This is a genomic window from Streptomyces sp. NRRL WC-3742 (genome assembly GCF_000720635.1).
Taxonomy (GTDB): Bacteria; Actinomycetota; Actinomycetes; order Streptomycetales; family Streptomycetaceae; genus Kitasatospora.
On sequence record NZ_JOCF01000001.1, the window covers coordinates 234,984 to 255,126 of the forward strand.

The 20,143-nt window shown below is 73.4% G+C and carries 22 protein-coding genes; 10 read left to right on the forward strand and 12 right to left on the reverse strand.

All coding sequences use genetic code 11. The annotated features are described in order from the left end of the window. Positions 1 to 15: 15 nt before the first annotated feature. Positions 16 to 507 (reverse strand): MarR family winged helix-turn-helix transcriptional regulator, encoded by a 492-nt coding sequence (locus IH61_RS0101190; RefSeq protein WP_031063452.1) that lies wholly within the window; start codon positions 505 to 507, stop codon positions 16 to 18. An 84-nt stretch (positions 508 to 591) separates the two neighbouring features. Next, positions 592 to 1,857, reverse strand: a complete 1,266-nt coding sequence (locus IH61_RS0101195; RefSeq protein WP_031063454.1) for a glycosyltransferase family 39 protein — start codon at positions 1,855 to 1,857, stop codon at positions 592 to 594. Positions 1,858 to 2,008: 151 nt separating this feature from the next. Between IH61_RS0101195 and IH61_RS0101200 the strand changes: the two genes are divergently transcribed. Then, a complete protein-coding gene (locus IH61_RS0101200; RefSeq protein ID WP_051836063.1) occupies positions 2,009 to 2,632 on the forward strand; it encodes a DUF4291 domain-containing protein in 624 nt (207 codons plus the stop codon). Between the two features lie 9 nt (positions 2,633 to 2,641). On the opposite strand, the gene IH61_RS0101205 is transcribed toward IH61_RS0101200, so the two are convergent. Then, positions 2,642 to 4,282 (reverse strand): RICIN domain-containing protein, encoded by a 1,641-nt coding sequence (locus IH61_RS0101205; protein ID WP_234326971.1) that lies wholly within the window; start codon positions 4,280 to 4,282, stop codon positions 2,642 to 2,644. 247 nt (positions 4,283 to 4,529) lie between these two features. Further along, entirely contained in the window at positions 4,530 to 4,769 is a 240-nt protein-coding gene (locus IH61_RS0101210) for a chaplin (RefSeq protein ID WP_031063464.1), read from the reverse strand. Between the two features lie 347 nt (positions 4,770 to 5,116). Here IH61_RS0101210 and IH61_RS0101215 point away from each other — a divergent pair, with 347 nt between their 5' ends. The 3 genes from IH61_RS0101215 (at position 5,117) to IH61_RS0101225 (ending at position 6,272) form a co-directional block, all read left to right on the forward strand. Further along, on the forward strand, positions 5,117 to 5,359 hold the full coding sequence (locus tag IH61_RS0101215) for a chaplin (RefSeq protein ID WP_031063467.1): 243 nt from the start codon (positions 5,117 to 5,119) through the stop codon (positions 5,357 to 5,359). Positions 5,360 to 5,469: 110 nt separating this feature from the next. Next, positions 5,470 to 5,742, forward strand: coding sequence for a chaplin (locus IH61_RS0101220; RefSeq protein ID WP_031063468.1), 273 nt, complete (start codon positions 5,470 to 5,472; stop codon positions 5,740 to 5,742). A gap of 146 nt (positions 5,743 to 5,888) precedes the next feature. Continuing rightward, on the forward strand, positions 5,889 to 6,272 hold the full coding sequence (locus IH61_RS0101225) for a hypothetical protein (RefSeq protein ID WP_031063471.1): 384 nt from the start codon (positions 5,889 to 5,891) through the stop codon (positions 6,270 to 6,272). A 139-nt stretch (positions 6,273 to 6,411) separates the two neighbouring features. On the opposite strand, the gene IH61_RS0101230 is transcribed toward IH61_RS0101225, so the two are convergent. Then, entirely contained in the window at positions 6,412 to 7,068 is a 657-nt protein-coding gene (locus tag IH61_RS0101230; protein WP_031063474.1) for a hypothetical protein, read from the reverse strand. Positions 7,069 to 7,373: 305 nt separating this feature from the next. On the opposite strand from IH61_RS0101230, the gene IH61_RS0101235 reads away from it, so the two are divergent. The 3 genes from IH61_RS0101235 (at position 7,374) to IH61_RS0101245 (ending at position 8,637) form a co-directional block, all read left to right on the forward strand. Further along, positions 7,374 to 7,718, forward strand: a complete 345-nt coding sequence (locus IH61_RS0101235) for a hypothetical protein (protein WP_031063477.1) — start codon at positions 7,374 to 7,376, stop codon at positions 7,716 to 7,718. 78 nt (positions 7,719 to 7,796) lie between these two features. Then, a complete protein-coding gene (locus tag IH61_RS0101240) occupies positions 7,797 to 8,141 on the forward strand; it encodes a hypothetical protein (protein WP_031063479.1) in 345 nt (114 codons plus the stop codon). A gap of 214 nt (positions 8,142 to 8,355) precedes the next feature. Continuing rightward, positions 8,356 to 8,637, forward strand: a complete 282-nt coding sequence (locus IH61_RS0101245; RefSeq protein ID WP_031063482.1) for a hypothetical protein — start codon at positions 8,356 to 8,358, stop codon at positions 8,635 to 8,637. Positions 8,638 to 8,724: 87 nt separating this feature from the next. Here the strand turns inward: IH61_RS0101245 and hemB are convergent, their stop codons facing one another. The 7 genes from hemB to IH61_RS0101280 form a co-directional block, all read right to left on the reverse strand. Continuing rightward, the gene (hemB, locus tag IH61_RS0101250) at positions 8,725 to 9,705 is read right to left on the reverse strand and encodes a porphobilinogen synthase (protein ID WP_031063484.1); all 981 of its coding nucleotides are present in this window, start codon (positions 9,703 to 9,705) and stop codon (positions 8,725 to 8,727) included. Between the two features lie 63 nt (positions 9,706 to 9,768). After that, entirely contained in the window at positions 9,769 to 11,421 is a 1,653-nt protein-coding gene (locus tag IH61_RS0101255) for a uroporphyrinogen-III synthase (protein WP_031063486.1), read from the reverse strand. Then, the gene (hemC, locus tag IH61_RS0101260) at positions 11,418 to 12,428 is read right to left on the reverse strand and encodes a hydroxymethylbilane synthase (RefSeq protein WP_051836064.1); all 1,011 of its coding nucleotides are present in this window, start codon (positions 12,426 to 12,428) and stop codon (positions 11,418 to 11,420) included. The genes IH61_RS0101255 and hemC overlap by 4 nt, the downstream gene beginning before the upstream one ends. A gap of 41 nt (positions 12,429 to 12,469) precedes the next feature. After that, the gene (locus IH61_RS0101265) at positions 12,470 to 13,813 is read right to left on the reverse strand and encodes a glutamyl-tRNA reductase (protein ID WP_051836065.1); all 1,344 of its coding nucleotides are present in this window, start codon (positions 13,811 to 13,813) and stop codon (positions 12,470 to 12,472) included. A gap of 25 nt (positions 13,814 to 13,838) precedes the next feature. Beyond that, positions 13,839 to 14,729: a redox-sensing transcriptional repressor Rex gene (locus tag IH61_RS0101270; protein ID WP_051836083.1), complete on the reverse strand. Its 891-nt coding sequence runs from the start codon at positions 14,727 to 14,729 to the stop codon at positions 13,839 to 13,841. Between the two features lie 107 nt (positions 14,730 to 14,836). Further along, a complete protein-coding gene (locus tag IH61_RS0101275) occupies positions 14,837 to 15,583 on the reverse strand; it encodes a 3'-5' exonuclease (RefSeq protein ID WP_051836066.1) in 747 nt (248 codons plus the stop codon). Positions 15,584 to 15,734: 151 nt separating this feature from the next. Beyond that, positions 15,735 to 16,010 carry a glutaredoxin family protein gene (locus IH61_RS0101280; RefSeq protein WP_031063499.1) on the reverse strand — a complete coding sequence of 92 codons (276 nt, stop codon included), beginning with the start codon at positions 16,008 to 16,010 and terminating at the stop codon, positions 15,735 to 15,737. Positions 16,011 to 16,047: 37 nt separating this feature from the next. On the opposite strand from IH61_RS0101280, the gene IH61_RS0101285 reads away from it, so the two are divergent. The 3 genes from IH61_RS0101285 (at position 16,048) to IH61_RS47590 (ending at position 20,026) form a co-directional block, all read left to right on the forward strand. Continuing rightward, positions 16,048 to 17,061, forward strand: a complete 1,014-nt coding sequence (locus tag IH61_RS0101285) for an HAD family hydrolase (RefSeq protein WP_031063500.1) — start codon at positions 16,048 to 16,050, stop codon at positions 17,059 to 17,061. A 571-nt stretch (positions 17,062 to 17,632) separates the two neighbouring features. Beyond that, the gene (locus tag IH61_RS48050; RefSeq protein ID WP_051836084.1) at positions 17,633 to 18,454 is read left to right on the forward strand and encodes an ECF subfamily RNA polymerase sigma factor, BldN family; all 822 of its coding nucleotides are present in this window, start codon (positions 17,633 to 17,635) and stop codon (positions 18,452 to 18,454) included. A gap of 270 nt (positions 18,455 to 18,724) precedes the next feature. Beyond that, positions 18,725 to 20,026 carry a DUF5667 domain-containing protein gene (locus IH61_RS47590; protein ID WP_031063504.1) on the forward strand — a complete coding sequence of 434 codons (1,302 nt, stop codon included), beginning with the start codon at positions 18,725 to 18,727 and terminating at the stop codon, positions 20,024 to 20,026. Positions 20,027 to 20,143 lie beyond the last annotated feature (117 nt).

Sequence of the window (20,143 nt, forward strand, 5' to 3'; positions counted from 1 at the left end):
GCAGTTGGCCGGTGGTCAGGTGCCGCGGGGACGGCGGGCGCGGCGGACGGGGCGGTCGCTCCCGACCGGTTCGGCGAGGTGGCCCTCCACCAGGCGGGCCAGTGCGGTGACGAAGACCTCGCGCTCGGAGCTGGGCAGGGAGTCCAGCAGGTCCCGGTGGACGCGGTCGGCGATGGCGGTGCCGCGCTCGACGGCGTGGGCGCCGGCCTCCGTCACGGAGACGATCCGGGCCCGGCGGTCGGCCGTGGAGGGGTGGCGCTCGGCGAGGCCGGCCTTCTCCAGTTCGTCGACGGTGACGACCATGGTGGTCTTGTCGACGTCCGTCAGCTCGGCCAGCTGGATCTGGGTGTGCTCGGCCTGCTGGGCGTGGAAGAGCACGCTGTACTCGCGGGGGGTGATCCCCAGCTCGGCGAAGGCCGCCGCCATCCTGGTCGCCAGGACGTGGCTGGCGTGGTCCAGCAGTCCGGAGAGGTCACGGGTGCGGGGCGCCGGCGGGGTCGTCGTCATGCGGTCGAGGTTAGCAACGGCCCGTCCGGGAGCGGATGATCCCGTTGCGAACCAATCCGCGTGGCTCCACCGCGGCCGCCGGGCCTACGGGATGCCCAGCTCGAAGAGCGCGTACCCCGCGTACCAGCCGGCCGCCAGGACGGGCATCGCGAACAGCCCGACCAGGGTCGAGGTCCGCACCCTGCGCAGGGCCACCGCCAGGCCGATGAACAGCGGGAAGGCGGGCAGCAGGTAGCGGGAGATGTTGTCGAAGATCTGATTGCTGCTCAGGGCCGTGGCGATGGTGAGCCCGGTGTAGACCCACAGCACCAGCGGCGGGCGGGCCTGCCGCAGCAGCACCAGCAGGCCCGGCAGGGCCATCAGCAGGGCGATGGCGATGAGGTCCGGGGCCGGGTTGGACTGCCAGAACGTCCAGTGGCCGGTGACCACGTCCATGACGGTGCGCAGGGTGGAGGCACCGCCGTCGAAGTAGCGGTTCCAGGCTCCGCGCTGGAGCTTGAAGTAGCCGCCCCAGTCGCCCATCCGCCAGCCGACCCAGGCGATGTAGCCGATCAGGCCCCAGGGGGTGATCAGCATCGCGGTCAGCGGGCGGGCCACCCCGTCCCTGCGGCGGACCAGCGCCACCAGGGCGGAGATCGAGACGGCGGCGATCAGCGCGGCGGCGGTCGGGCGGTTGAGGCCCGCCACCAGGGTCAGCGCGCCGGCGGTGAGCCAGCTGCGGGTCATCACGCAGTAGCAGGCCCAGGCGGAGAGGGCGACGAACAGCGAGTCGGAGTAGACGGCCCACTCCACGCCCGAGCCGGGGAACAGCCCCCAGACCACGGCGGCGATCACCCCGGCGCGAAAGCCCCCCAGCCGCTCGGCCACGGCGAAGATCCCGGCCGCCGCGACCAGCGAGGCGAGCACCGAGACGACGATCCCGGAGCCGTACGGGCCCAGGCCCGTGACGGCGCCGACCAGCCTCATCAGCCAGGGGTAGAGCGGGAAGAAGGCGGAGGAGTTCTCGTAGAACGTGGCCTGCGGGAAGCCGTGCAGCGGGATCAGCTGCGGGTTGTAGCCGTTCGCGGCGATGCGCTGGTACCAGATGCCGTCCCAGGTGCCGAGCACGTCCCAGGGGCGGGCGCCGCCGCCGCGGCCCGGGGCCTTCCTGAGGTAGTCCCCGGTGTGCACGAGCAGCCCGATGAAGACGGCCAGGCCGATCGCCTTGACCACCGCGTACGCGCCCAGGGCGGGCGCGAACCGGCGCGCCAGCGCCCCGAACCCCCCGGGCGCCCGCTCCGTGACCTCGGGTGCCCTCGGCGCCGCGGCGGTCCCGGCACTGGACGACGCGGTACTCGATGCCGTGCTCATCTGCTCTCGTACTCCGCCCCGCTCATGGCTCCCGCGCGGCTTCGGCGCAGCGATTTGCCCGAGAGCCTACGGCACCGTCCCTCCAGCCCCTCCCGCCTCGCCCGGCGAAAACCCGTGGCGCCCGCCGGGCGCGGCCCTGGACGATGCCGCCATGCCGAGCACCGCAACCCCTCCCCCCGTCCCGCTGCCTCCCCCGGTCCCGCTGCGCCAGATCCGGGCCGCCCACACCGCCGACACCCTGACCGTCTACCAGGCGTTCCGGCCGGAGATCGCCGAGCCGGCGGCGGCCGAGGGGCGGTTCCCGGAGGCGTTCTCGCGGGAGCGGATGACGTGGATCAAGCCGTCCTTCCTGTGGATGATGCACCGCAGCGACTGGGGGCGCAGCGCCGGCCAGGAGCGGGTGCTCGCGGTGGAGATCGCCCGGGAGGGCTTCGAGTGGGCGCTGGAGCGGTCGGTGCTCAGCGCGTACACGGGCCGGGTGCACGAGTCGCAGGCGGCGTGGAAGCGGGAGCTGCGGCAGAGCCCGGTGCGGGTGCAGTGGGACCCGGAGCGGTCGGTGAACCTGGGCGCGCTGGGGTGGCGGACGATCCAGGTCGGGCTGCGCGGTGAGGCGGCGCGGCGCTACGCGGACGAGTGGATCGTGCGGATCACGGACGTCACGGCGCTGGCCGAGCAGGTCCGGCTGACCCGTGATCCGGGGCTGCTGCCGGTGGAGACGCCGTACCCGATGAGCGGGGCCGTCGCCGCCCGGGTGGGGGCGGCGACGGCTTCGTAGCGGCGGTGTCTAGCCGTGGAGGTAGACGATGCCGAGCTTGGTGAGCTGCCAGCGCTGCTCGGGGGCGCCGGTGTCGGTGGCGAGCCGGACGGTGGCGTTGCCCTTGGCGTCGAGGGTGGTGGAGGCGGCGAGGACCTTGGTGGGGTCGGCGGAGTCGGCGATCCGGTAGGTGCCGTCGCCGGCGGGCTTGAAGATCCAGTGCTGGTTGGCGCCCGCGTTGCAGCCCCACTGCTGGATCCGGGTGCCGGGGGCGGTGGAGGCGGTGTCGGCGTCCAGGCACATGCCGCGGTTGCCGCTGAAGTCGAGTTCGTAGCTGCCGCCGGCCTTGGCCTCCAGGACGAAGGACTGGTTCAGCCCGCCGGTGGCCGGATAGGTGATGGCGGTGCGGCCGTTGGTGGAGTCGCCGTAGGTGCCGCCGCCGGTGAGGTCTAGGGCGTTGCCACTGGCGGCGTTGGTGAGCTGGTACCAGGCGCCGTCCTCGGGGGTGTCGCCGAAGGGCTTGCCGGGGCTGAGCGGCTGGATGGAGGTGACGTTCTGCTGGTTGAGGGTGCAGTACGCCTGCGGCAGGTCGGGCCGGGCGAAGAACTGGCCGAGGCAGACGCCCTCGCCGCGGTAGCCGGCCACCCGCAGGTGGTACGACTGGCGGACCATGTTCATGCACAGGCCGGGGATGCCGATCTGCGAGTCGCAGCCGTTGCGGGCCCATTCGGCGAGGTTGATGACGTCGCCGTTGGAGTACTCGTACGGGGAACTGGTCCACTCGGCGCAGACCTCGTGCCCGAAGGCGACCCGTCGCTGGTCCAGGTACCGCACGCCGGGCACCTGTTCGGCCGCGCCGCGCAGGGCGTCGCTGAAGGTCGGCACCACCCAGTTGTGGCCCCAGGCGAGGTCCTCGGGGAAGGCCGGGCAGCCGTCGGCGATCTTGCCGAGGTAGTCGTTGCGGCGGATGTCCGGGGTGATCGGGTTGAAGTACGACTGGTAGACCAGCTGGTACGAGGAGTCGTCGTAGCCCGCGTTGCGCATGGTCTGCCGGATGTTCTTCAGCGCGGCGACGACCTTCGGCTGGAGGGCCACGGCCCGCCGGCGGATCTCGTCGCTGCCGATGGTGTCGCGGCAGCCCTGGTCCTTGGGGACGGGGAAGTACTGCGCGAGGCAGTGCATCATGACGCCGCTGAAGTTGAAGTCGTCGTTGGCGCCGATGGTCACCACGACCATCTTGACGTCGTACTTCCCGGCCGCGTCGGCGAGTTCGACGTCCTGCTTGGGCTCGCCGAAGTCGCCGCTGCCCGGGCCGGTGATCTTCGCGAGGGCGGGGTCGCTGACCAGGTCGCCGGTCTGGGCGCCGGAGCAGGCGAGGTCGATCGGGGTCACCCCGGGGATGTCGGTGACGAAGATCTCCGACTTGGGATGGCGGTGGCAGTAGTTGGTGGGGGTGTCGGTCTCCGGGAAGTACCCGTCGTTGGTGTCGGTGCCCGCGCCCTCGCCGGAGATGGCGCTGTCGCCGAGGGAGACGATCGCGGCCGGACGGGCGGTGGCGGGGGCCGGGGCGGCGGGGGTGTCGGCGACGGCGGCGGGGGCGCCGACGAAGCCGAGGGCCGCGAGCAGGGCGCCGGTGGCGAGCAGCGCCCCCGGCGATCGGAACCTGGTCACACGCAACTCCTTGCGGGGGTGGGGAACCGCCGGCCGGGGGGCGCCGGGCGGTTCGAGCAGGAGGAGCAAGAAAAGGTGAGCAGGTCTCACATTAGGTACTGACGAGTAGTCCAACAAGGCTTGCGGCAAGCCCCGTGACGGAGGCTCCGGGCGGTTCCGAGGGGGAACGCGAAAGAGCCGCCGCCACGCGCCCCAGGAGGGAAGCGCGCGGCGGCGGCCCGCACCGGCCGAACCGGGTGCCGGGGTGTCAGCCCGCGTTGACGCAGTGGTTGCCGAACGCCGGGTTCAGCAGGCCCACGACGTCGATGGTGTTGCCGCACAGGTTGACCGGAATGTGCACCGGGATCTGAACCTGGTTGCCCGAGATGACACCGGGGGAACCCGCGGCGACACCCTCGGCGCCGGAGCTGGCCATCGCGGTGCCGGCGCCGGCGGCCACGATGCCCACCACGGCCGCGCCGACGGCGGCGGTCTTCTTGATGCTCATGTGAGCCTCCTGACTGATCAACAAAGATGCACGGGGAGTGCGACATCTAGAACGAGACCCATCCGGGCCGGTTGCGACAGTGCCCGCACTGTCACCCGTCCGGAGCAATGGCGGCCCCGATCGGCATTCGGGTGATCACCTTCGGCCGGACCGTTTCCCCACGGCTCGTGTCTCGTTCTCCCTCACGACGCGGCGGCTGCGTCAACGTCCGAGCCATGGGCGTCCACACGCCGGTGTGCGCCGCCGGAGTGAAAACCACGGAAATCCCAGAAGACCTCGGGTGAGCATTCCTGCTCGCCCGCCTCCCGACATTTCCCATCGGTCGGGCAGAAATCGGAGGAGAACAGATGCGTAACTTCAAGAAGGCCGCCGCGCTGTCCCTGGCCGCCACCGGCCTGGTCCTCGGTGCTGCGGGCGGTGCGTTCGCCAGCTCCGGCGCCGAGGGTGTCGCCGCCGGCTCCCCGGGTGTGCTCTCGGGCAACCAGATCCAGATTCCGGTCCACGTCCCGGTCAACGTCTGTGGCAACTCCATCGGCGTCATCAGCATCCTGAACCCGGCGTTCGGCAACAACTGCGCCAACATCGGCTGAATCGGCCGTCGCCGCACCGGCGACGCGCGATTCCCCCGAGCCCGTGCCGCGCCCCGGAGTGCGGGGCGCGGCACGCTCCACCCCGTGTGTGATCGAGGAGATCAACCCCCATGCAGAACATGAAGAAGGCCGCCGTCCTCTCCGCCGCCGCTGCCGGCCTGGTCCTGGGCGCGGCCGGCTCCGCCGCCGCCAGCTCGGGCGCCGAGGGCGTGGCCGCCGGCTCCCCCGGTGTCGCCTCGGGCAACCAGATCCAGGTCCCGGTCCACGTGCCGATCAACCTGTGCGGCAACTCGATCAACGTGATCGGCCTGCTGAACCCGGCCTTCGGCAACACCTGCGCCAACGTCGACGCGCACCCGCACCACCCCGCGGACGACTGCTGATCGCCGATCGGCACCCTCCCCCCGGCCTTCGGCCGGGGGACCCCCATCGGCCGTAGTGCTGCCCCCCGACCGACCGGCCGGGGGGCAGTTCGGCATCCCCGGGCGGTCGACCGTCCGGAACCCCGATCCACCGAAGGGTGATCCGCATGCTTCCGAAGACCTCGACGAAGACCGGGGCCTCGCTGGCCGCCGCGGTGGGCGCCGCGGTGCTGCTGGGCGCCGGCACGGCCCAGGCCGCCACCGCCCCGGCCCCCGCGGCCGGCCCGGCGACGCTCGCGAAGACGGACGTCGGCCAGGCGCTGGGCGGGACGACCTCCGGCCTCGGCTACGGCGTCGCGCCGATCAAGAGCCTGCGGCTGGACCCGTGGGCGAACTCCTCGGCCGACGTGCTGAACAACGGCGCGACCGTCAAGCCGGACCAGGGCATCGCCCCGGTCGGCACGGACCTGCTGACCGGGCCGCTGAGCGCGGGCGGCGGCGTCAAGGACCTGCCGCTGGTCGGCGGGCTGAGCGGCGTGCTGCCGGGCTGAGCCCGCGCCGCGTACGACGAAGTGCGGCGAAGTGCGGCGACGTACAACGAGGTGCGAAGACGTACAACGAGGTACGACGAGGTACGGCGAAGGGCCGGGCACCCCGCGGCGGGGGCCCGGCCCTTCCTCGTTCGGACCCTCAGAGCTGGGTCAGGTCACTCAGGCCGGTCTGCTGCACGACGCCGGTGGTGGTCGCCGTGGCGGTGGTGGCCAGGTCGTTCACCTTGTCCGTGACGGAGATCCGCTCGTCGTCGCCGCCGAGGCTGGCGCTGGCCCCGGGGACGGCCTGGACGGCGCCGGTGAGCAGGCGCGGGTCCACCTCGTCCACCTTGAGCCGGCCGTCCGCGAGCTGGCCGGTGCCGTCCTGGGCGAGGGCCAGCGGCTTGCCGACGGCGAGGCCGGGGGTGTCGGCGTGCAGCGGGGCCGCCGGGGCGTCCAGCAGCACCTGGCCGAGGTCGGCGCCCCGGTCCACCAGCGGGAGCGGCAGCTCGGCCTTGGCGCTGGGGCCGACCCTGCCGGTGCCCAGCTGCGGGACGAGGTGGTCCGGGACCAGCTCGGTGCTCGTGGTGCGGCCGGGCACGGGCGGCATGAGCAGCGAGGCCGGGATGCCGGCCTGGAGGTGGCTGCCCAGCGGCGCCAGCGGGATGTCGGCGGGGACCTGCTGGGTGGCCAGCTTGTCCTCCAGGGCCCCGACCTGGTCCGGGCCGATCGGGGCGGCGGAGGCCGATCCCTGGGAGGCGAGCACGCCCGCACCGACCGCCAGCAGCATCGCGCCGGCCCGCTTGGAGAACTTCATGCTTTTCACCGTTCCACCTGTCCGTACTGGAGATCCATTCGTACCGAAGACCGCGCGCACGCGGTCGGAAAGCAAACTGCTTCAACGAGTCAGCCCGAGTCCGGATTGCGGGCGTTAACCGGTTCGGACTAATAATCCGACCGGAAACCACCCCCGGACGCGCCTCCCGGACTCTTTTCAAAAATCCCCGTAACCTTCCGTGCCGTCATTCTTTGATCTGGACGTCAGTGACTGCAGACCGGGTCTGAGCGTTCTACGCGTTGTACGCACGGAAACCAGAGAGCATTTCAGAGAGGGATCTCCCCATGATCCAGAAGTCCTTCGCCGCCGCCGGCCTGGCCGTCGCCGCGCTGGCCGCCGCCGCCGCGCCCGCTTCGGCGATCGGTGACGCGGACGGCGCCGCCGCCTCGATCGAGGGCAACGGCGGCACCAACTTCACCGGCACCGTCGGGAACAACAGCCCGAACTTCCACTTCCTGGACAACGCGAACGTCTGCCTCCCCGAGATCCACAACATCGCGGTGGGTGTGCTCGGCGTGGCCGTTCCGGTCGAGGTCCCGATCGCCAACAGCGGCGGCAAGCAGTACTGCACCCAGGGCCAGGGCACCCAGAGCCACGGCGACGCGGGCGTGTCCCACCTGGTCGGCTGACGCTCCCCCAGCCGCACCGAACCTTCTGAACCACCTTCGAATCGCTCCCCGATTCACCCCTCGAGAGGAAAACCGGAAATGATCAAGAAGTCCCTCGCCGCCGCCGGCCTGGCCGCCGCCGCCATCGCGATGTCCGCCGGCTCGGCTTCCGCCATCATCGACTCGGACGGCGCCGCCACCTCCGTTCAGGGCAACGGCGGTACCAACCAGACCGGCACCCACGGCAACGGCAGCCCGAACTTCCACACCCTGGACAACGCCAACATCTGCCTGCCGGAGGTCCACAACATCGCCGTCGCCGTCGTCGGCGTCGCGGTTCCGGTCGAGGTGCCCGTCCTGAACAGCACCCCGAAGCAGATCTGCAACGTCGGCCAGAACACCCAGTCCTCGGGCGACGCGGGTGTCTCGCACCTGATCGGCTGATCAAGGCGCGCAGCACGGACGGAGGGCCCGGGGAGGTTGGTCTCCCCGGGCCCTCCGGGCTTGTGACGAGGTGTCCGGCCCGGCCGCCCATCCGGCGCGGTCCGACCGGGTGACCGGCTGCCGGGCCCGGCGCGTGGGGCGTCGGGCCCGGCGGCCGGATGTGATCACGTGTCAAGAGCGCCCGCCCGGGCGCTCCGAGAGAGAGGGCAGTTCCATGAAGAGCACGCTGGCCAAGGCCGCGCTCACCGCCGCCGCCGCACTGGCGCTCGCCGGTGCCGCCACCCCGGCGTTCGCCCACACCGGTCTCGCGGGCGGCGGCCAGTTCGTCGCCTCCGCCGACGAGCCGTTCCTGGCCGCCGAGGGCTGGGGCATCGCCCACACCTCGAACACCGCCGCCGGTGCCATGGGCGGCATCGCCGCCACCTCCACCGACGTGATGGGCGGCTTCGAGGGCTTCGCCCACACCAACGGCTGGCACTCCCACGACTGGAAGTAGTCTCCGGTCGTACGGTCGCACGTTCGCATGACGGAAGGCCGGGCCCCCTCCTTCGCGGGGGCCCGGCCTTCCGTCGTACCGTGCCTGCTACTTGAGCATCGCGGCGGCCTCGAGGGCCCAGTAGGTGAGGATCTGCTCGGCGCCCGCGCGGCGGATCGAGGTGAGCGTCTCCATGACCATCCGCTCGCGGTCGATCCAGCCGTTCGCGGCGGCCGCCTCGACCATCGCGTACTCGCCGGACACCTGGTACGCGGAGACCGGCACCGGGGAGGCGTCGGCTACCTGGCGCAGGATGTCCAGGTAGGCCATGGCCGGCTTGACCATCACCATGTCCGCGCCCTCGGCGAGGTCCTGCTCCAGCTCCCGCAGCGCCTCGCGGGCGTTGGCCGGGTCCTGCTGGTAGCTCTTGCGGTCGCCCTTGAGCGAGGAGCCGACGGCCTCGCGGAAGGGGCCGTAGAACGCGGAGGCGTACTTGGCGGTGTAGGCGAGGATGCCGGTGTCCTGGTGCCCGGACTCGTCCAGCGCCTTGCGGATGACGGCGATCTGACCGTCCATCATGCCGGAGGGGCCGACCAGGTGGACGCCCGCGTCGGCCTGCACCCGGGCCATCTCGGCGTAGCGCTCCAGGGTGGCGTCGTTGTCGACGCTGCCGTCGGCGGCCAGCACCCCGCAGTGGCCGTGGTCGGTGTACTCGTCCAGGCAGAGGTCGGACATGACCACCAGGGAGTCGCCGACCTCGGAGACCACGTCCCGGATCGCCTGCTGGAGGATGCCGTCCGGGTTGGTGCCCTCGCTGCCCGTCGCGTCCTGCACGAGCGGGACGCCGAACAGCATCACGCCGCCCAGGCCCGCCTCGGCCGCCTCCACGACGGCCTTGCGCAGGGTGTCGCGGGTGTGCTGGACGACCCCGGGCATCGAGGTGACCGGCACGGGCTCGCTGACGCCCTCGCGGACGAACAGCGGCAGGATCAGCTCCGCCGGGTGCAGCCGGGTCTCGGCGACCAGGCGGCGCATCGCCGGGCTCCGGCGGAGCCGACGGGGGCGGACGAACGGGAATTCAGCGGACACGGCTTCTCTCTCCGAACGGTTGCACGGCACCGGGGGCGGTGGTCACCGCCCCCGGGCGGAACATCAGCGGGCGGCCTTGCGGCGCGAGCCGGGGCGGCGCTCGCTGGGCCGGTAGACCGGCTCACCGGCGGCCGACGCGGTGTCCCGGCGCTTGGCCCCGAAGTCTGCCAGCGCCTGGGCCAGCGCGGCCGCCGACGGTGCCGGGGCCATCACGTCGACCCGCAGGCCGTGCTCCTCGGCGGTCTTGGCGGTGGCCGGGCCGATGCAGGCGATGACGGTGACGTTGTGCGGCTTGCCGGCGATGCCGACGAGGTTGCGCACCGTCGAGGAGGAGGTGAAGAGCACCGCGTCGAAGCCGCCGCCCTTGATCGCCTCGCGGGTCTCGGCCGGCGGCGGCGAGGCGCGCACCGTCCGGTAGGCCGTCACGTCGTCGACCTCCCAGCCCAGCTCGACCAGGCCGGCGACCAGGGTCTCGGTGGCGATGTCGGCGCGCGGCAGCAGCACCCGGTCGATCGGGTCGAAGACCGGGTCGTACGGCGGCCAGTCCTCCAGCAGGCCCGCGGCGGACTGCTCGCCGGAGGGCACCAGGTCGGGCTTCACGCCGAAGTCCACCAGGGCCTGCGCGGTGGTCTCGCCGACCGCCGCGACCTTGATCCCGGCGAAGGCGCGGGCGTCCAGGCCGTACTCCTCGAACTTCTCCCGGACGGCGCGCACGGCGTTGACCGAGGTGAAGGCGATCCACTCGTAGCGGCCGGTGACCAGGCCCTTGATGGCCCGCTCCATCTGCTGCGGGGTGCGCGGCGGCTCGACCGCGATGGTCGGCACCTCCTGGGGCACCGCGCCGTACGAGCGCAGCTGCTCGGACAGGCCGTGGGCCTGCTCCTTGGTGCGCGGCACGAGGACGTTCCAGCCGAACAGCGGCTTGGTCTCGAACCACGAGTGCGAGGCGCGGTGGGCGACCTGCTCACCCACCACGGCTATCACCGGGGTGGCGGGGTCGACGGGGGCCGAGACCGGCGAGGGCAGCACCCGGGCGGCCTTGAGGTCGGCGGCGATGCCCGCGAGGGTCGAGGTGAAGGTGCGCTGGCGGGTGGTGGTGCCCGAGAGCGTGGCGCTCAGCGCCGACTCGGCGCCGCGGCCGCCGGCGACCAGGGCGCCGGCGGTGGCGGGCAGCTGGCCCAGGGTGGTGCGGACCACCAGGGTGGTGTCGGCCGAGCCGAGGTCCACCGGGCGGCCGGCCAGCAGCGCGGAAGCCTCGACGAAGCGCACGTCGGCGCCGGACGCGCCGCGCAGCGGGACGCCCGCGTAGGCGGGGACGCCGACGGACTGGGCGACGCCCGGGACGACCTCGAAGGCGATCCCGTCGCCCGCGCAGCTGAGCATCTCCTCGGCGGCGCAGCCGTCCAGGCCCGGGTCGCCGTCGACGGTGCGCACGACGTGCTTGCCGGAGCGGACGGCCTCGCCGACCAGCTTGGCCAGGTCGAAGTCGGCGCCCTCGGCGGCCGGGTTGTGCACCTGGACGGAGGCGGGGCAGTGGCTGCGCACGGCGACGGCGGTCAGCGGGTCGGCGACCAGGACGTCGGCGGTGGCCAGCACCTCGACCGCCCGCAGGGTCAGCAGGCCCGGGTCCCCGGGGCCCGCGCCCAGGAAGGTGCACCGCCCGGTGGCGGGGTGCCCGTTCGGGAACAGGGCGTCGGTGGCGGCGGTGGGGCTCATCGGGCTCGCTCCCCCATCAGGGTGGCCGCGCCCGCGGCGAGCAGCCGTTCAGCGAGCGCGTGGCCGAGGGCCCGCGCCTGCTGTTCGGCGGTCTCGTCGAGGACGATCGGACCGTTGGCGGACATCTTCAGCAGGGCGGTTCCGTCGGGGTCTCCGACCACTCCGTCCAGCCGCAGTTCGTTCTCCCCGCCCCAGGTGGCGAGTGCGGCCACCGGGGCCGAGCAGCCGGCCTCCAGGGTGGCCAGCAGGGCGCGCTCGGCGGTCACGGCGACCCGGGTGGGGGCGTGGTCCAGGGCGGCGAGCGCGGCGGTGAGCTCCGTGTCGGCGGCGCTGCACTCGATGGCGAGCGCGCCCTGCCCGGGGGCGGGGACCATCAGCTCCGGGTCGAGGTGCTGGGAGATCTCGGCGCTGCGGCCGAGCCGGTTGAGTCCGGCGGTGGCCAGCACGACGGCGTCCAGCTCGCCGGAGGCGACGTAGCCGATGCGGGTGTCCACGTTGCCGCGGATCGCGACGGTCTCCAGCTGGGCGCCGCGGGCGGCGGCCCAGGCGTTGAGCTGGGCCATCCGGCGCGGGGAGCCGGTGCCGACGCGGGCCGGGCGGCCAGCGCCCTCCAGCTTCTCGACCAGCTCGTCCAGCGCCAGGCCCTCGGCGGCGACCAGGGCGTCGCGGACGTCCTCGCGCTCGGGGACGGCTGCCAGCGCCAGGCCCTCGGGGGCGGCGGTGGGCAGGTCCTTGAGCGAGTGCACGGCGAAGTCGATCCGGCCCTCCAGCAGCGCGTCGCGCAGCGCGGAGACGAACACGCCGGTGCCGCCGATCTGCGCCAGCGCCTCGCGGGAGGTGTCGCCGTAGGTGGTGATCTCGACCAGCTCGACGGGGCGCCCGGTGACCCTGGTCACGTCGCGGGCCACCATGCCCGACTGGGCCATGGCCAGCGCGCTGCGCCGGGTGCCGAGCCGCAGGGGGGCGGAGTCGGCCGGGGCCGGCTCCGTGATCGCTTGACCATTCATGAGGTGATCGTCCCGGTGGTACTCGTGGGATGGCTGACGGTTCATCTGGTGCCCCCGGCGGAGGGCTGGGGTGCGCCGCCGACCGGGGTGCCCGAGACGGCGTGGACGGCCGCCGGGTCGAGGTCGAACAGCTCGCGCAGGGCCTCCGCGTAGGAGGCGCCGCCGGGCTCGGCGGCGAGCTGCTTGACCCGGACGGTCGGGGCGTGGAGCAGCTTGTCGACGACGCGGCGGACGGTCTGGGTGATCTCGGCGCGCGAGCGCTCGTCGAGGTCGGGCAGCCGGGAGTCCAGGCGGCCCAGCTCGGCGGCGACGACGTCGGAGGCCATCGAGCGCAGGGCGACGACGGTCGGCGCGATCCGGGCGGCGCGCTGGGCGGCGCCGAAGGCCGTCACCTCGTCGGCGACGATCCGGGTGACCTGGTCGACGTCGCCGGCGCCGGGGGTGGCGGCGTGGGCGTGGGAGAGGCTCTCCAGGTCGACCAGCAGGGCGCCGTCCAGCTCGTGGACGGCGTGGTCGACGTCGCGCGGCATGGCGAGGTCGAGCAGGGCGAGCGGGCTCGCGCCGGCCGGCCGCAGGGCGACGGCGGCGGCCACGTCCTCGGCCCTGACCACCACGCCGGCCGCGCCGGTGCAGGAGATCACCAGGTCGACGTCGGCGAGGGCCTCGGGGACCTTGGCGAGGTCCAGGGTGCGGGCGACGTCCGGGCCGAGGATCTCGACCAGGCGCTCCGCGCGGGCGGGGGCCCGGTTGGCGATCATCAGGTCGGTGACGCCGGAGCGGACCAGGGTGGCGGCGGCCAGCGAGCTCATCGAGCCGGCGCCGACGACCAGGGCGCGCTTGCCGGCGATCTCGCCCGCGCCGGCGGCGACCTGCTCCAGGCCGAAGGTGACCAGGGACTGGCCGGCCTTGTCGATGCCGGTCTCGCTGTGGGCGCGCTTGCCGACCCGCAGGGCCTGCTGGAACAGCTCGTTGAGGCCGCGCCCGGCGGTGTGCTCCTCCTGGGCCTTGGCCAGGGAGTCGCGCAGCTGGCCGAGGATCTGGCCCTCGCCGACGACCATCGAGTCCAGGCCGCAGGCCACCGAGAAGAGGTGGTGGACGGCGCGGTCCTCGTAGTGGACGTACAGGTGGGAGGTCAGCTCCTCCAGGTCCACCCCGCTGTGGTGGGCGAGCAGCAGCGACAGCTCGGCGACGCCGGCGTGGAACTTGTCCACGTCCGCGTACAGCTCGATCCGGTTGCAGGTGTTGAGCAGCGCGGCCTCGGCCACCGTGGCGGTGGCGGCGGCGTCGTGCAGCAGGCGGGTGGGCACCTCGCCCGTCAGCGCGGCGCGCTCCAGCACGCCGACCGGAGCCGTGCGATGGCTCAGTCCGACGACGAGAAGACTCATGCCCGCCCCCAGCGGCTCTCGGTGTTCATGCGGGCATCACCGCGGAGAGGTCCCCGTCGCCCTTGGCGCTCTTGTCCTTGACCTGCTCGGCCTGGTCGTTGGCCGCCGGGTCGGCGGCGGCGCGGCCCTTGCCACTGCCGCCGGCCGCCCGCCTCAGCTTGGCGGCGGCCGCTCGGACCGGGCCCGGAGCGCGGTCGAGGACCGACTCGGTGCGGTCGGGCTCCTCACCGGCCTTGCGCTGCTCGTGGAAGGCGAGGATCTGCAGCTCGATGGAGAGGTCCACCTTGCGCACGTCCACGCCGTCCGGGACGGTCAGCACGGTGGGGGCGAAGTTCAGGATGCTGGTGACGCCCGCCTCGACCAGTCGGTCGCAGACCTGCTGGGCGGCGCCGGGCGGGGTGGTGATCACGCCGATGGAGACGTGCTGGGACTCGACGATCGACTCCAGCTCGTCCATGTGCCGTACCGGCAGGCCGGCCGCCGTGGAACCGACCACGTTGGGGTCGGCGTCCAGCAGGGCGGCGACGCGGAAGCCGCGGGAGGCGAAGCCGCCGTAGTTGGCGAGCGCGTGGCCGAGGTTCCCGATGCCGACGATGACGACGGGCCAGTCCTGGGTCAGGCCGAGCTCGCGGGAGATCTGGTAGACGAGGTACTCGACGTCGTAGCCGACACCCCGGGTGCCGTAGGAGCCGAGGTAGGAGAAGTCCTTGCGCAGCTTGGCGGAGTTCACTCCGGCCGCGGCGGCCAGCTCCTCGGAGGAGACGGTCGGCACCGAGCGCTCGGAGAGCGCGGTGAGGGCCCGCAGATAGAGGGGAAGGCGCGCGACGGTCGCCTCCGGGATACCCCGGGCACGCGAGGGTCGGCGCGCGGCGCCCTGGTCGGGCGTCTGCGAACTGCTCTGTGGTGATCGGCCGATTGCCACGGTGCTCCTGTGGGTGAAGCTGGGCTTTGGCAGCCAGGCTATGCGTTTGTGAACGTGTGCACAAAGATGGTGTCCGATTTGTCCCCGCACAGTGATGCGCATCACGCCGTCGAGCCCATAGCACCGCACCGCGTCAGGACCACCGCCGGGGCCTGCGCACCGGGCAGCCACGGGCCGTACGGCGCCTCCCTGCGCACCAGCGGGACGCCCGCGTCGGACGGGCGGGAGCGGGCCCGGCCCAGCCGGGGCCAGGGCACCACGGCGGCCTCGCGCAGCGGGCCCGCCCAGTCGTCCGGCGGGCAGGACGGGGCGCCCAGGCAGTGCCGCAGCAGCTCGGCCGTCACCCGGGCGTCGCCCAGCGCGGTGTGCGCCGGGTACCAGCCCAGGCCCGCCGCCTCCACGCAGGCCGCCAGGCCGTAGCCGGGCGCCGGGGGCAGGTGCTCGCGGGCCAGGCGCATCGTGCACAGCAGGGGGACGGGCGGCAGCGGCACCCCGATCCGGGCGAACTCGCGGTCCAGGAAGGCGTGGTCGCAGGTGACGTGGTGGCCCACCAGCACCCGGCCCGCCAGCAGCTCCAGCAGGTGCGGGGCGATCTCGCGGAAGCGCGGGGCGCCCTCGACGTCGGCCTGGCGTATCCGGTGCACATGGGTGGGGCCGACCGGGCCCGACGGGTCCAGCAGGGTCGCGAACTCGCCCTCGGGACGCAGGCCCACGTCCAGCAGCACCACCGCGATCTCCACCACCCGGTGGCGCCACGGGCTGCGGCCGGTCGCCTCCACGTCCACCACGGCGAAGCCCCGGGCCCCGGAGGGGGCTTCGGGCGTGCCGGGGGTCGGGCGGGGAAGCATGGTGGCACTCCTCGTGTGCTCAGCCCCCCACGGGCGCAAACGCATTCGATCGTAAGCCGACCGTGGCACCCCGAACCAAGCCGAGCCGGGGTGTATTCGACAACGATTCGGCGAACCGCCCCCGCCGGACGGCGGGGGCGGTGAAGCCCGGTCAGTGCGCCAGGGCGGCCCTCAGCCTCGCCTCGTCGACCCGCCAGAAGTCGTGCTGGCGCCCGTCGATCAGGGTCACCGGGATCTGCTCCCAGTAACGGCGGAACAGCTCCTCGTCCTCGGTGATGTCCTTCTCCTCGAAGGCAACCCCGAGCTCGCCCGCCACCCGCTGCAGCACCTCGCGGGCCTCGTCGCACAGATGGCAGCCGGGCTTGGCGAGGAGGGTGACGGTACGGTCCTCGGGCTTGGGGGTCCTGCGTCGCAGCAAAGGGCTCACGGGAGCATTCTCCGCCCGGCTGGCTATGCTCGATGACATGGCCGTGCTCCGAAGGCTCACCCAGGCGAGGCGCTCCCCCACCGAGCGGAGCGCCCTGGCGGGCGAGGCCGCGGCGGAGGCCGCCGAGGCGGCGCTGCGCGCCGCGCCGCAGCCCCTGCCGGAGGACGAGCCGAAGGCCGCACCGGAGGGCGCGGCGGAGGGCCTCGAGGCGCCCGCCGCCGGGGGCCGCAAGGCGCCCAAGGCCCCCGCCGGGAACCACACCCCCGACCCGGACGACCCGCACGCCGCCGCCTTCTTCGACTGCGACAACACCATCCTGCGCGGCGCCGCGATCTTCTACCTCGGCGTCGGCCTCTACCGCCGCGGCTTCCTCACCCGCCGCGACATCGCCCGCTTCGCCTGGCAGCAGACGCTCTTCCGACTGCACGGCACCGAGGACCCGGACCACATCTCCGACGCCAAGCACACCGCCCTGGGCATCGTCGCCGGGAAGCCCACCGCCGACCTCGAGGCGATCTGCGAGGAGATCTTCGAGCCCGTCGTCGCCGACAAGATCTGGCCCGGCACCCGCGCCCTCGTCCAGATGCACCTGGACGCCGGGCAGCGGGTCTGGCTCGTCACCGCAGCCCCGCTGGAGGTGGCCCGGATCATCGCCCGCCGCCTCGGCATGACCGGCGCGCTCGGCACCGTCGCCGAGGCCCGCGAGGGCCTCTACACCGGCGGGCTCGTCGGAGAGATGCTGCACGGGCCCGCCAAGGCTTCCGCGGTGCGCGCCCTCGCCCGGCGCGAACACCTCGACCTCGACCGCTGCGCCGCCTACAGCGACTCGGCCAACGACATCCCGATGCTCTCCCTCGTCGGCCACCCGTACGTCGTGAACCCGGACGGCGCGCTGCGCCGCCACGCCCGGGCCCAGGGCTGGCGGGTGCGGGACTTCCGCACCGGGCGCAGGGCCGCCCGCATCGGGCTGCCGGCGGCCGCCGCGCTCGGGGTGCTCGCCGGGGCGGCGGCGGCCGCGGTGGCGCTGCACCGACGGCGCCGGCGCGGCTGAGCCGCCGCCCGAACTCCCTTCCTCGCAGGGTTTCGCGACACTCCCCCGGCATTCCCCGACACTCCCCCGGACGGGCGACGCGGCGTCAACCAGGGCCTTTTTCCGCCCCCTCGTACGGGCGAACTCCCGCTCCCACCAGGCGTTTCGCACCCCACTGTGTGAACCTGGCAGCCGGTGACCGGTTCTGATCGTTCGCCAGTCCGGGAAAGTCAGGGATTGCCGACCGCCAAGGCTGGGAAACCGCCCGTCGCAGCATCGAATTGGTCACCCTGGGCGCCCGTTCGGTCACGTTGAGCCGGATGAACGATGACATCTCCGGTCAGTGTCAGCCGAATATGCACATCAAGTGGATCTCAAACGACCACTTCGGCCACACGGTGTAGCTGTCATTGCACAAAGCGTTATTCTCTCCTGGATGCGCGTCACCCCACCGCCCCGCTCGAACGGGCGGCACGGGGCGCGCTCTCCGCGCAGGCGGAGGTGATCCGTCCACAGTTCTGCCTCTGGGAGTCCCGTGTACCCACCCGTCCGGAACGACGCGCCTGCACCCTCCCGCCCGTCGTCCGCGCCCCTGCGCCCCCGCACCGGTCTGCGCGGCCGACCGGCCCCCGAGCGGCAGATCTCCACGGGCCTCGACCTGCTGCGCACCCTGCTGCGCAGCCAGCTCGCCGCCTCACCCCAACTCGTCCCCGCCGGAGCCGCGTTCGGCCCCCAGCCCGGGCCGGGCCTCGCCCTGCGCACCACCGCCGCGGGCTCCGCCGGCACCGGCTCGCGCAGCCGCTCCGGCAGCACGGGCCTCGGACGCGGGCGCACCCGCACCGCCCCCAGCCCCGGCTACGAGACCGAGCACAACCCGATCATGGAGCTCGTCGAGCGGGCCCAGAACGGCGAGAGCGACGCCTTCGGCCGGCTCTACGACCACTACGCCGACACCGTCTACCGCTACATCTACTACCGGGTCGGCAGCCGGGCCACGGCCGAGGACCTCACCAGCGAGACGTTCCTGCGCGCGCTGCGCCGGATCGGCACCTTCACCTGGCAGGGGCGGGACTTCGGCGCCTGGCTCGTCACCATCGCCCGCAACCTGGTGGCCGACCACTTCAAGTCCAGCCGGTTCCGGCTGGAGGTCACCACCGGCGAGATGCTCGACTCCAACGAGTGCGAGCGCAGCCCCGAGGAGTCGGTGCTGGAGTCCCTCTCCAACGCCGCCCTGCTGGACGCCGTGCGCCGGCTCAACCCGCAGCAGCAGGAGTGCGTCACCCTCCGCTTCCTGCAAGGGCTTTCGGTGGCCGAGACGGCGCGCATCATGGGCAAGAACGAGGGCGCCATCAAGACCCTCCAGTACCGGGCCGTGCGCACCCTGGCCCGGCTCCTCCCGCCCGACGCGCGGTGAGGCGGCGGTGACCGAAGGCGCGATAGCCGGGGGCCCGCCGGGCCGCACGTCACCATCCGTGTGCGGCCGACACGTCCGGGTGAACGGTCGATCCGATGATCAGCCACGCGTAACCGACCGCCCGCACCGCTCGTTGGCCAGCGTGCAAGCCACCACCGGGCATACCGTCAAGTCGAATTGCGACCTGTCACCCGATGGAGTGGCCTTGGCCCGCCCGGGCAACCGTCCGGCAGGCCAGGCAGTCGACAACGACGAAGGGAGGTGTGGCCCGTGACGGCAAACGTGCTGGAGCACCGGCGGGCGAGGGCCTTCGCCGAGGTGCTGGAGGCCCACCAGACGGAGCAGCGCCGCGCGGCCGGCGCCGAGACGGCCGACCCCGCCGCCACCGGCGCCGGTCCGGCCGCGATGGCCGAACTGGTCGGCATGGCCGACGCGCTGGGAGCCCTGCCCGGTCCGGAGCTCGACCCCGAGGTCCGGACCGTCCAACGCGCCCAGCTGATGGCCGCGTTCGAGCAAGCCTTCGCCGGCGGAGGCGGCGCCACCGTGCCCCGCCAGCGACGCCACCGCGCCGTCCGCACCGCACCGCGCGGCCGCTGGAGCCGCCGGTTCGCGATCGGCGGCCTGGTCGCCGGGCTCGCCGTCGGCAGCCTGGCCGGCGCCGCGGCCGCCAGCTCCAACGCCCTCCCGGGCGACACGCTGTACGGCATGAAGCGCGGCCTCGAAGGACTCCGGCTCGACTTCGCGGACTCCGACTCCGAGCGCGGCCAACTACTGCTCGACAACGCCGCCACCCGCCTCGGCGAGGCCAAGAGCCTGGTCGGCCGCACCGACCCGGCCGGCGCCCTCAGCCCGGGCACCGTCGACCAGGTCCGCCGCGCCCTGGACGACATGCACGCCGACGCCCTCAAGGGCCGCGACCTGCTGCGCTCCATCTACCGCAGCAACGGCTCGCTCGAGCCGATGCGCGCCCTCGCCGGGTTCGCCAAGGACGAGGACGGTCGCTGGACGGAGCTCGAGGGCAAACTGCCCGTCCAACTCACCCAGCAGGCCGACCTGGTGAACCGCCTCTTCGACGACATAAGCGAGGACGTCGCGCCCCTGCACCTGGCCCAGCCCGCCGCCAAGAGCGACGGCCGGCCCGGCAACGGAGCGGACGACGGAACCGCCGGCAGGACCCCCGGCTCCTCCGCCGACACCCCGGCCGGCACCGGCACCACGCCCGGCACCGACCAGACCCAGGGCGGCACCGGCACGGGCGCCAACCGCCCCGGCGGCACCGACCGCACCCCGGCCAACCCCGGCAACGGGGCCACCAGCAGCGGCACCCAGGGCGGCGGCCTGCCCAGCACCCTGCCCGGCGGCGGCGCGGACGCCGTCAACGGCCTGGTGGGCAACCTCACCAACGGCCTCACCGGCACCAAGCCCTCGCCCAGCACCGACGCGGCCCCGCCGCAGGCGCCCCAGGCCAGCAGCGCGCCCGGCCCGGCCGGCGCGGCCCCGCAGCAGCAGGGCGTGGACGTGCCCCCGCTCGTCCCGGGGCTGCTGCCCGGGCTGCGCATCCTCGGCGGCTGATCCCGCCCGGAACGCCCACGGGCCCCGGTGGAAGCTCCACCGGGGCCCGTGGGCGCACTGATCAACCGATCAGAGGAACACCGGGCGTCAGAACACCGGGCGCCAGAAGAACACCGT

Excerpts from the sequence above, each read along its gene's own strand:
- IH61_RS0101190 (WP_031063452.1), bottom strand. The coding sequence starts at position 507 with ATGACGACGACCCCGCCGGCGCCCCGCACCCGTGACCTCTCCGGACTG.
- IH61_RS0101195 (WP_031063454.1), bottom strand. The coding sequence starts at position 1,857 with ATGAGCACGGCATCGAGTACCGCGTCGTCCAGTGCCGGGACCGCCGCG.
- IH61_RS0101200 (WP_051836063.1), top strand. The coding sequence starts at position 2,009 with ATGCCGAGCACCGCAACCCCTCCCCCCGTCCCGCTGCCTCCCCCGGTC.
- IH61_RS0101210 (WP_031063464.1), bottom strand. The coding sequence starts at position 4,769 with ATGAGCATCAAGAAGACCGCCGCCGTCGGCGCGGCCGTGGTGGGCATC.
- IH61_RS0101215 (WP_031063467.1), top strand. The coding sequence starts at position 5,117 with ATGCGTAACTTCAAGAAGGCCGCCGCGCTGTCCCTGGCCGCCACCGGC.
- IH61_RS0101220 (WP_031063468.1), top strand. The coding sequence starts at position 5,470 with ATGCAGAACATGAAGAAGGCCGCCGTCCTCTCCGCCGCCGCTGCCGGC.
- IH61_RS0101225 (WP_031063471.1), top strand. The coding sequence starts at position 5,889 with ATGCTTCCGAAGACCTCGACGAAGACCGGGGCCTCGCTGGCCGCCGCG.
- IH61_RS0101230 (WP_031063474.1), bottom strand. The coding sequence starts at position 7,068 with ATGAAGTTCTCCAAGCGGGCCGGCGCGATGCTGCTGGCGGTCGGTGCG.
- IH61_RS0101235 (WP_031063477.1), top strand. The coding sequence starts at position 7,374 with ATGATCCAGAAGTCCTTCGCCGCCGCCGGCCTGGCCGTCGCCGCGCTG.
- IH61_RS0101240 (WP_031063479.1), top strand. The coding sequence starts at position 7,797 with ATGATCAAGAAGTCCCTCGCCGCCGCCGGCCTGGCCGCCGCCGCCATC.
- IH61_RS0101245 (WP_031063482.1), top strand. The coding sequence starts at position 8,356 with ATGAAGAGCACGCTGGCCAAGGCCGCGCTCACCGCCGCCGCCGCACTG.
- IH61_RS0101255 (WP_031063486.1), bottom strand. The coding sequence starts at position 11,421 with ATGAGCCCCACCGCCGCCACCGACGCCCTGTTCCCGAACGGGCACCCC.
- hemC (WP_051836064.1), bottom strand. The coding sequence starts at position 12,428 with ATGAATGGTCAAGCGATCACGGAGCCGGCCCCGGCCGACTCCGCCCCC.
- IH61_RS0101265 (WP_051836065.1), bottom strand. The coding sequence starts at position 13,813 with ATGAGTCTTCTCGTCGTCGGACTGAGCCATCGCACGGCTCCGGTCGGC.
- IH61_RS0101275 (WP_051836066.1), bottom strand. The coding sequence starts at position 15,583 with ATGCTTCCCCGCCCGACCCCCGGCACGCCCGAAGCCCCCTCCGGGGCC.
- IH61_RS0101285 (WP_031063500.1), top strand. The coding sequence starts at position 16,048 with ATGGCCGTGCTCCGAAGGCTCACCCAGGCGAGGCGCTCCCCCACCGAG.